The organism is Candidatus Krumholzibacteriota bacterium, assembly GCA_016931295.1.
Taxonomy (GTDB): Bacteria; Krumholzibacteriota; Krumholzibacteriia; order Krumholzibacteriales; family Krumholzibacteriaceae; genus JAFGEZ01.
On record JAFGEZ010000043.1, the window covers coordinates 1 to 8,947 of the forward strand.

Below are 8,947 nucleotides of genomic sequence, written 5' to 3' on the forward strand. Positions count from 1 at the left end.
CATTGTCCCCACGCGCGTGGGGGTGAACCGGCCATCGCTCGAAAGGAGCGAATGGGCCATGTATTGTCCCCACGCGCGTGGGGGTGAACCGGCGTTCATTGTCCGTCCCGGCGACATCAAGGCATTGTCCCCACGCGCGTGGGGGTGAACCGCCGGGCGCCATCATGCGACAGCGTGTAGTACTATTGTCCCCACGCGCGTGGGGGTGAACCAGCCCAGCTTCTCTGCAAGCGGGGGACGACGAGTGTTCGCGTCGGGTCTGATTCCACTAAGAAATTGCATTGATAATCTGACGTGACCTCCGCCGTTTCGAGCCTTGCCCTCGATCCTGCCGGAGCGTAATATGTATCGTGTCCGGCGAAAAGAAGGAATCCGCGTCCGGGGCAGTCTCGCGGGAAAGGTGGCATCGATGCGCGCTCGAACCCTCCGTCTCGTTCTTCTCGTCATCGGCCTGTCCGCCCTGGCGGCGGTCGCCTGCGGCGAGCGCGAAAAAGCGGCGCGCCGGGGCGGCACGATCGTCGTCGGCGAGATCAGCCCCTACGAGGGCCTCAACCCGATGGCCACGACCGACGCGCACGCCCGCGACATCTACCAGCTCCTCTTCCTTTCCCTGCTCGACGAGAATCCCGATTTCCTCACCTTCTCGCCGCGGCTGGCCGAGCGCTGGAGCTTCTCGGAGGACCGCCGGTTCCTGACCTTCCATCTCCGGCCGGGCGTTTCGTGGTCGGACGGCGTTTCCTTCTCCTCCCGCGACGTCGTCGAGACCTTCCGCGCGCAGACCGACACCGCGCTCGCGTGGGCCGGCGCCCACCTCAAGGAGCACATCGACAGCGTCTGGGCCGTCGACGATCTCACCGTCGTCTACCGCTTCACCCGCATCTATCCCTACCAGCTCATGGACGCCGTCGACGGGCCCATCCTTCCCGCGCACGTCCTGGCCGGAATGAGCCGGCTCGACTTCCGCCGCCTGCCCGTCGAGGAGCTGCCCGTCACCGGCCCCTTCCGCGTCGGCGAATGGGTGAAGGGGCAGTTCCTGACCCTCGTGCCGAACGACTCGTACTACGAGGAGGGCAAGCCGCTGCTGGAGAAGGTCGTCATCAAGATCGTCCCCGACCAGACGACGCTGCTCACGCAGCTCCGCGCCGGGGAGATCGACGTCATGGAGGCGGTGCCGCCGGGCGAGATCGACGCGATCGGGAAGGCGAATCCCGATCTCGTCGTCTACGCGTTCCCGACGCGGGCCTACGGCTATATCGGGTGGAACGGCGCCCGCGAGCCCTTCGACGACCGGCGGGTCCGCCGGGCCTTGACGATGGCGATCGACCGGCAGCGGATCGTCGACAACCTCTATTACGGCCACGCGACGATCTGCAACAGCCCCTTCGTGCCGCTCGTCTGGGCGTACGATCCGTCGATCGAGCCCGTCCCCTTCGATCCCGGAGGGGCCGTGAAACTCCTCGCCGAGGCGGACATCGAGGACGTCGACGGCGACGGCTGGCTGGAGTGGCGCGGCAGGCCCTTCGTGATCGAGCTGTCCACGAACTACGGCAACCAGATCCGCATGGACACGCAGGTGATGGTGCAGGAGATGCTCCGGCTCGTCGGGATCAGGGTCGAGGCCGCCGCGATCGAGTGGACCGTCTTCCTCTCCCGGTTCAAGGCCGGCGAGTACGACGGCGTCGTCAACTCGTGGCGGGTGGGCACGAAGGCCGACCTCGCGCCGATCTGGTCCTGCGACGCGCGGCACGGAGGCTACAACCGCGTGGACTACTGCAACCCCGCGGTCGACAGCCTCAACGCGATCGCAGCCGGGATGCTCGACTTCGAGGAGGCGCGGCCACTCTTCTCCCGCGTCCAGCGGATGATATACGACGACCAGCCGTATACCTTCCTCTACTACGGGAACGCGACGAACGTCATCCACCGTCGCGTCCGTGACGCCAGGCCCGATCCGATCAGCACGTACCACAATCTCCACGAGTGGTGGGTGGAAGGAAAGTAGGATGGTTCACCCCGTCGGCGTCGCCACGCTCGTCTCGGCGGTCGCGGCGCAGTTCCTCAAGCCCTTCGTCGACCTCGCGATGAGGCGCGGCTTCCACTTCATCCGCGTCTTCGACACGGGGGGGATGCCGAGCTCGCACACCGCGGCCGTCACGACCCTCACCGCCGGCGTCGCCGTCTTCCAGGGCGTCTCCTCGCCGCTCTTCGGCATATCGCTCGTCTTCAGCCTCTACTTCGTCTTCGAGGCGACCGGCCTCCGGCAGGAAGTGGGCAACCAGGCGCGCGTGCTCAACGAGATCATCGAGCGGGTGCGCGAGACGCACCACCTCAACGCCGAGGAGCTCCGCGAGCTGATCGGGCACACCTGGAGCGAGGTCATCGGCGGCTTCGTGCTCGGGCTGGCCGTCGCGCTGCTCATGTACTGATCGCATGATCAGGTAATACAAAGTCGAAAAAACACTTGACACGTTCCGGGAACGGGCCGGAAAATGAACGCGTCCATCGCGATCGGGGGGTCGAAGCGGCGCCAACCGAAGGGAGGACCCATGCGGACCATCTCGGTGATCAACCAGAAGGGCGGCTGCGGCAAGACCACCGTGTCGATCAACCTCGCCGCGGCGTTCAACGAGATGGGGAAGCGGGTGCTTCTCGTCGATCTCGACCCGCAGGCGCACGCCTCGCTCGGTTTGCGCGTGCGCGTCGAGGAGGTCGAGCACACCGCCTACGATCTTTTGATCAATCCGCGCGTGAAGATCGACGATGCGGCGACGCCGATCGCGGAGGACTTCCACATCATCCCCTCCTCGTCGGTGCTCAGCGCCATCGAGCAGGAGCTGTCCGGGAAGCAGGCCCGCGAATCGCGGCTTCTCGCCAAGCTCGACAGGATCGAGGAAGGCCGCTACGACTACGTCATCATCGACTCGCCGCCGAACGTCGGGCTGCTCACCTTCAACGCCCTCGTCGCGGCGGGAGAGGTGATCATCCCCACCGAACCGAGCTGGTTCTCGTTCAAGGGGCTGCAGAAGCTGCGCGACACGCTCGCTCTCCTCGAACGCGAGACGAAACGGACCGTCCACGTCCACGTGCTGATCAACAACCTCGAGAACCGGACGACCTTCTCGCGGGACCTCGTCGCCCTGCTCGAGCAGGAGCACGGCGGCGTGCTGATGGAGTCGGTGATCAGCCACTCCGTCCGTTTCAAGGAGGCGGCGATGCGCGGGGTCTCGATCTTCGGCATGCCGAACGTCGATCGGCTCCAGCGGGAGTTCCTGCTTCTGGCCGAGGAGCTCGAGCACCGCAGGCACATCGTCGTCACCGACGAGATCGACGACTGGATGGTCCGGCTGCACGGGCCGCGCCGCGTCAAGGAGGGGATACTCTTCGCCGTCGACGCGCCGCGGGCGGGGAACGTCTATCTCACCGGCGAATTCACCAACTGGTCGCGCGAGGGTATGCGGATGGAGCGCGATCCGCGCGACGGGCTGTGGAAGACCACCCTGATGCTCGATCCGGGCGAATACGAGTACCGGTTCATCGTCGACGGCGTCTGGATCAAGGATCCGGCGAACGCCGACTCGGTGCTCAACGAGTTCGGGCAGGAAAACTCTCTCCTGATCGTCTGACGATGCCCTCGACACGCAAGCCGAAACGCCTCGACGACGTCTCCCACCTCTTCCTGTCGACGACGGCCTGCGACGAACGGGCCGGCGCCGGCGGCGAGATCTGCATCTGGCTGTCCGTCGACCCCTCCCGGTTCGTCAGGGCCTACGCCGCCGCGGGGCTCGCCGCCGCCTTCGCGGCCTGCGGCGTGGACACGACGCTCCTCGAGACCGGCGAGGGGCTTCCCAACGCGGGATTCTATTTCTCGCTGCACCCGGACGACTACCTCGCCCCGGCCCTGGACGGCGGCGGGGTCGTCGCGGGAAGGATGGGTGAGCAGATCAGCTTCCGGTACGCGACCAGGCCGGCGGATCTCGCGGCGGCGCCGTCCGTGCCGGACCCCGGCCGGCCGCACGTCCTGCTTGTCGCATGGGGAGGGAGGGGAGAGGAGCCGGCCACGGAGGATCTCGTCGCGGCCTGCCTGCCCCGGCTGCGTGGCGGCAGGGCGTGGGACGGCCCGTCGGCAATCGTGCGGTTCGGCGGCGGGACGGCGGCGGCACGCGCGACGGCGACGGCCGGCGGCGGTGCGCGCCCGCTGCGGTATGTCGTCGACGGTGACGCCGGGGCGGACGAACGGTTCGACCTTCCCCCGGCGTACGGAGCGGGCGCCGCGCGGCCGCTCCCCCCGGAGGAGCCCCTCTTCCGCGAGATCGCGGCGTCGCTCCTGCAGCGCCTGGCCGGCAGGGGAAAGGAGCGCGATGAGACCGGCGCCGCGTGAGACGCCGACACTGGAGGATTTCGCCCGGCGGATCGAGCGCGAGGAGGTGCGGGGCCTGTTCGCGACCTTCTGCGCGGAGGTGGAGGGATTCCCCGGCGTCGTCGTCGAGACGGCTCCCTTCGACGCGCGCTTCGTCGCCCACAACGGGTTCGTCGTGCGCGTCTCCCCCTACGCGGATCTCTTTCTCGCCGCCGTCGGCGCCGCCTGCCCCTGCGAGATGCGGGTCGCCACCCGGGAGGGGCTCGCCGCGGCCCTCGATCTCGCGATGCGGCATTTTCTCGATACCGCCGGCGCGTCGCCGCCGCCGGCCCGCGTTACGGTCTGATACCCGTCCGTGACGTCTTCCGCACCCGTTTCCGACAAACCCCTTTCCTGTCCGCCACCCGGGTATTATCTTGTATCGGGGTCCGAAAGCGAGGTGGAGTCAATGGGTCGTTCGACGTGTCTGTTCGGACTGTCTCTCGTGCTGATTGCCGCCGGATCCTGCATGTTCCAGAACGATCCGGCCCGCCCGAACTCGCCGCCCGAGATCTCTTCATACATGCCGCGCGAGACCTACATCGATTTCGAGGCGCCGGATTCGTGCCTTTTCGCGATCTCGGCGATCGACGTAGACAGCGATCGCATCGACTACTCGTTCGTCGCGGGGGATTCGCTTCTCGCCGCGGCGGAGTCGGTGATGTTCCGTGCCATGATCGGGGGCGTCTACCGGATCGAGGGACGGGCCAGCGACGGCGCCGGGACGGCCGTGCACGTGTGGAACGTCCGGGTCTTCTCCCATGCGAACGAGCCCCCGGTGATCACCGCCTACTCGCCTCTCGAGACGCAGATCGCCCGCGCCGTCGGCGACACGCTCCGCTTCGCGATCAGCGTCTCCGACGACAATCCCGGCGCGCTCCTGACCTCCTTCGACATCCGCGACGGCGACGGGACGTTCATCGAGAAACGGTCCGGCGTCACCCAGATCGATTACCGTTTCCTCGAGAGCGGATCGTATCGCGTCTCGGGCGTGGTCTGGGACGGCCAGTACGGGGACACGACCTCGTGGAGCGTGACGGTGACGGGATTTCCGGACACGATCCCGCCCGCGGCGATCCACGATCTCGAGGGAGAGACCGGTGACGAGGCGGGAACGGTGCGCCTGCGGTGGATCGCTCCCGGCGACGACGACACCTGGGGCACCGCCGTCCGCTACGAGGTGCGGACCGCCACGAAGCCGATTTTGACGCAGGAGGACTGGGCGAAGGCCTCCCCGAAGAACGGCACGCCCGCGCCGTCGCCGGCCGGCTCGGTCGAGACGATGACCGTCTACAACCTCAATCCGGGCACCGACATCTTCGTGATGGTCCGGGCAATCGACGATTTCTTCAACATGTCGCCTCTCGGCGCGGACATCATGCTGCTCGTGCGGGGATTCGACGTCTCCGGGCGCGTCCTCGATCTGGTGACCGGCGGTCCGGTGCCGGGGATCGTCGTCTCGGCCGAGGACATCGCGGACACCTCGGACGCCGCGGGAAACTATATCCTTCCCAACCTGCCCTACTACACCACGCAGATCAGGGCGCGCGACGAGGGAACGCCCGGCCCCTACGGCGAGTGGTACGATTTCTCCATGAGGATCATCGATTTCACCGACAGCTTCGAGCGTGACATCGGGCTGATACCGGTCCTCGGCCTCGTCAACACCATCGAGCCCTACCACTACGATCATGATTTCCTCCTCTTCCTCAAGGGGGTCACCGCCACGGACGGCCGGTTCGGCGCGCCCACCGTCTTCCGCGGCTGGAACCACTGGCCGCTCGCCGTCTACAATCCGCCGAAGATCGTCGACGACGTCGACCTGCAGGCGGCTGTGAGCGGCGCGCTCGCGGAATGGGAGGCGATGACCGGCTACGATCTCTTTGTCGAGGCCGCCGACGCGGAGACCGCCGACATCGTCATCGCCTACGATGACATCAACGTGTACAAGCACCATTACGAGACGAACGCCCTGAATCCCGACGGCACGCCGAAGCAGCGGACGATCTGGATCTACACGGGCTATACGGGGGTGCCGATCACGATCCTGCCGCATCTCGTCTACGCGCACGAGCTCGGCCATTGCATCGCATTCGTCGCGCACAGCATGAACCTCGGCCACCTGATGATCGGCAACACGCTGCCGCAGCAGCGGCACGTGACCGAGGACGAGGCGAACGTGGTACGCATCATCTACAACGCGCCCCCGATCGTCGATTTCGGCGAGATCCTCTTCGATTAGGCGGGCGTGTGCCGGAATGGCGGTTCGCGGCGGGAGCGGCTGACAGTATGGCGTATGCCCTGCCGCGGGGCGTGACCGCTCCAGCGGGCCGCCGCGGACGTCCGCTCACTTAACTGTAACAACGGCAACGGTATTGAAATTCTTGCCATCGCACGGCGGCATGGCACGCCCGGTGCGTATCCGGAACGGTGTACAGATAGCGAACGAGGTGATTCATGACGACATTCGACAGATTCACGGTGAAGGTGCAGGAAGCATTCGCGTCGGCTCGCGAGGCGGCCTTCCGCGCGGGCAACACGGAGCTGGCCACGGCCCATCTCCTCGATGCCTTCATCGGGCAGGAAGAGGGGATCGCCCGGCCGGTGCTCGAGAAGATCGGCGTCGACATCGGCGCATTCGAGACGGGACTCCGGCGTCTCCTCGGGGCGCTGCCGAGACTCGACGGCGGCGCCCAGGATGCCGCTCCGTCGGCCGAGCTGCAGGCCACGATCAGGCGGGCGATGGGCGAGGCCGAGACGCTCAGGGACGACTACGTGTCGACCGAGCATTTCCTTCTGGCGATGGCCGGAGGCGACGACGGTGTCGGCCGCCTCATGCGCGATCGGGGAGCGACGCGCGACGCCGTCCTCCAGGCGCTCGCCGCGGTCCGCGGATCGCACCGGTCCGACGGGCAGAACGCGGAGGGCAGCTACCGCGCGCTCGAGCGGTTCACCCGCGATTTCGTGCAGCTCGCCCGCGCGGGCAAGCTCGACCCGGTCATCGGGCGCGACGAGGAGATCCGCCGCGTCACGCAGGTCCTCTCCAGGCGGACGAAGAACAACCCCGTGCTCATCGGCGAGCCGGGCGTCGGCAAGACGGCGATCGTCGAGGGGCTCGCGCAGCGCATCGCCGCCGGCGAGGTCCCCGAGAGCCTCCGGGGGAAGCGCCTGCTCGCCCTCGACATGGGCACCCTCGTCGCGGGGGCGAAGTTCCGCGGTGAGTTCGAGGAGCGCTTCAAGGCGGTCCTCGAGGAGGTGAGCGGCGCGGACGGCGGTGTGATCCTCTTCATCGACGAGCTGCACACGCTCGTCGGCGCGGGGGCGGCGGAGGGAGCCGTCGACGCATCGAACATGATCAAGCCGGCGCTCGCGCGCGGAGAACTGCGGTGCGTCGGGGCGACGACCCTCGACGAGTACCGCATGCACATCGAGAAGGACGCCGCTCTCGAGCGGCGGTTCCAGCCCGTGGTCGTCGACGAGCCGAGCGTCGAGGAGACGGTGGCGATTCTCCGGGGCCTCAAGGAGAAGTACGAGGTGCACCACGGCGTGAACATCCTCGACGACGCGCTGATCGCCGCGGCTCGCCTCTCCGACCGGTACATCCCGGGGCGGTTCCTCCCCGACAAGGCCATCGACCTGATGGACGAGGCGGCCTCGCGCATCCGTCTCGAGGTGGACAGCATGCCGAGCGAGCTCGCCGAGATCCAGGATCGCGTCACGCAGCTCGAGATCGAGAAGCGGGCCCTCGAGAAGGAGCGCGACCGCGAGGAGTCGGCCGCGCGACTCGAGGAGGTCCTCCGGCGGCTCGCCGCGCTCGAGGAGACGGCGGCCGGGCTGCGGCTCCGCTGGGAGCGTGAGAAGAAGGTCGTCGACGGCATCCGGGATCTCCAGGAGCAACTCGACCGTGCGCGCACCGACGAGCAGATAGCGCAGCGCGAGGGGAATCTCGAGCGGGTCGCCGAACTGCGCTACGGGCTCATCGCCGGGCTCGAACGCGATCTCGCGTCGCGCCGGGAGGGTTTCCGCGACCTGGAATCCTCGGGGGGGCGCCTGATCAAGGAGGAGGTCGGCGAGAACGAGATCGCCGAGGTCGTCTCCCGCTGGACGGGGATCCCCGTCAGCCGCATGGTCGAGGAGGAGAAACGGAAGATCCTCCACCTCGAGGAGCGCATCGCCGAGCGCGTCGTCGGCCAGAAGGCGGCCGTCGAGGCGGTGTGCAACGCCGTCCGCCGCGCGCGGGCCGGCCTGCACGACCCGCGCCAGCCCCTCGGATCGTTCATCTTCCTCGGCCCCACCGGGGTCGGCAAGACGGAGCTGGCCAAGGCCCTCGCCGAGGTCCTCTTCGACGACGAGGACGCCATCGTGCGGATCGACATGTCGGAGTTCATGGAGAAGCACGCCGTCTCGCGGCTCCTCGGCGCGCCGCCCGGCTACGTCGGGTACGAGCAGGGAGGGTATCTCACCGAGGCGGTCCGCCGCCGTCCCTACTCGGTGATCCTCTTCGACGAGATCGAGAAGGCGCACCCGGACGTCTTCAACGTCCTGCTCCAG

General features: G+C 67.6%; 7 protein-coding genes and 1 CRISPR repeat array. All 7 genes read left to right on the plus strand.

Features of this window, described 5'->3' with window-relative positions; genetic code table 11:
• Position 1: 1 nt before the first annotated feature.
• Positions 2–215: a CRISPR direct-repeat array (repeat unit 31 nt; unit sequence ATTGTCCCCACGCGCGTGGGGGTGAACCGGC).
• A 194-nt stretch (positions 216–409) separates the two neighbouring features.
• On the plus strand, positions 410–2,002 hold the full coding sequence (locus JW876_11085; protein ID MBN1886051.1) for a hypothetical protein: 1,593 nt from the start codon (positions 410–412) through the stop codon (positions 2,000–2,002).
• Position 2,003: 1 nt separating this feature from the next.
• The gene (locus JW876_11090) at positions 2,004–2,426 is read left to right on the plus strand and encodes a divergent PAP2 family protein (GenBank protein ID MBN1886052.1); all 423 of its coding nucleotides are present in this window, start codon (positions 2,004–2,006) and stop codon (positions 2,424–2,426) included.
• A 120-nt stretch (positions 2,427–2,546) separates the two neighbouring features.
• Positions 2,547–3,623, plus strand: a complete 1,077-nt coding sequence (locus JW876_11095; protein ID MBN1886053.1) for an AAA family ATPase — start codon at positions 2,547–2,549, stop codon at positions 3,621–3,623.
• Positions 3,624–3,625: 2 nt separating this feature from the next.
• Positions 3,626–4,378: a hypothetical protein gene (locus JW876_11100; protein ID MBN1886054.1), complete on the plus strand. Its 753-nt coding sequence runs from the start codon at positions 3,626–3,628 to the stop codon at positions 4,376–4,378.
• Positions 4,359–4,703, plus strand: a complete 345-nt coding sequence (locus JW876_11105) for a hypothetical protein (protein MBN1886055.1) — start codon at positions 4,359–4,361, stop codon at positions 4,701–4,703. The genes JW876_11100 and JW876_11105 overlap by 20 nt, the downstream gene beginning before the upstream one ends.
• 102 nt (positions 4,704–4,805) lie before the next feature.
• The gene (locus tag JW876_11110) at positions 4,806–6,638 is read left to right on the plus strand and encodes a hypothetical protein (GenBank protein MBN1886056.1); all 1,833 of its coding nucleotides are present in this window, start codon (positions 4,806–4,808) and stop codon (positions 6,636–6,638) included.
• Between the two features lie 215 nt (positions 6,639–6,853).
• Positions 6,854–8,947 (plus strand): AAA family ATPase (locus JW876_11115; protein ID MBN1886057.1); only part of this gene is annotated, 2,094 nt, incomplete at its 3' end.

Coding starts and splice junctions, on each gene's coding strand:
- JW876_11085 (MBN1886051.1), top strand. CDS start 410: ATGCGCGCTCGAACCCTCCGTCTCGTTCTTCTCGTCATCGGCCTGTCC.
- JW876_11090 (MBN1886052.1), top strand. CDS start 2,004: ATGGTTCACCCCGTCGGCGTCGCCACGCTCGTCTCGGCGGTCGCGGCG.
- JW876_11095 (MBN1886053.1), top strand. CDS start 2,547: ATGCGGACCATCTCGGTGATCAACCAGAAGGGCGGCTGCGGCAAGACC.
- JW876_11100 (MBN1886054.1), top strand. CDS start 3,626: ATGCCCTCGACACGCAAGCCGAAACGCCTCGACGACGTCTCCCACCTC.
- JW876_11105 (MBN1886055.1), top strand. CDS start 4,359: ATGAGACCGGCGCCGCGTGAGACGCCGACACTGGAGGATTTCGCCCGG.
- JW876_11110 (MBN1886056.1), top strand. CDS start 4,806: ATGGGTCGTTCGACGTGTCTGTTCGGACTGTCTCTCGTGCTGATTGCC.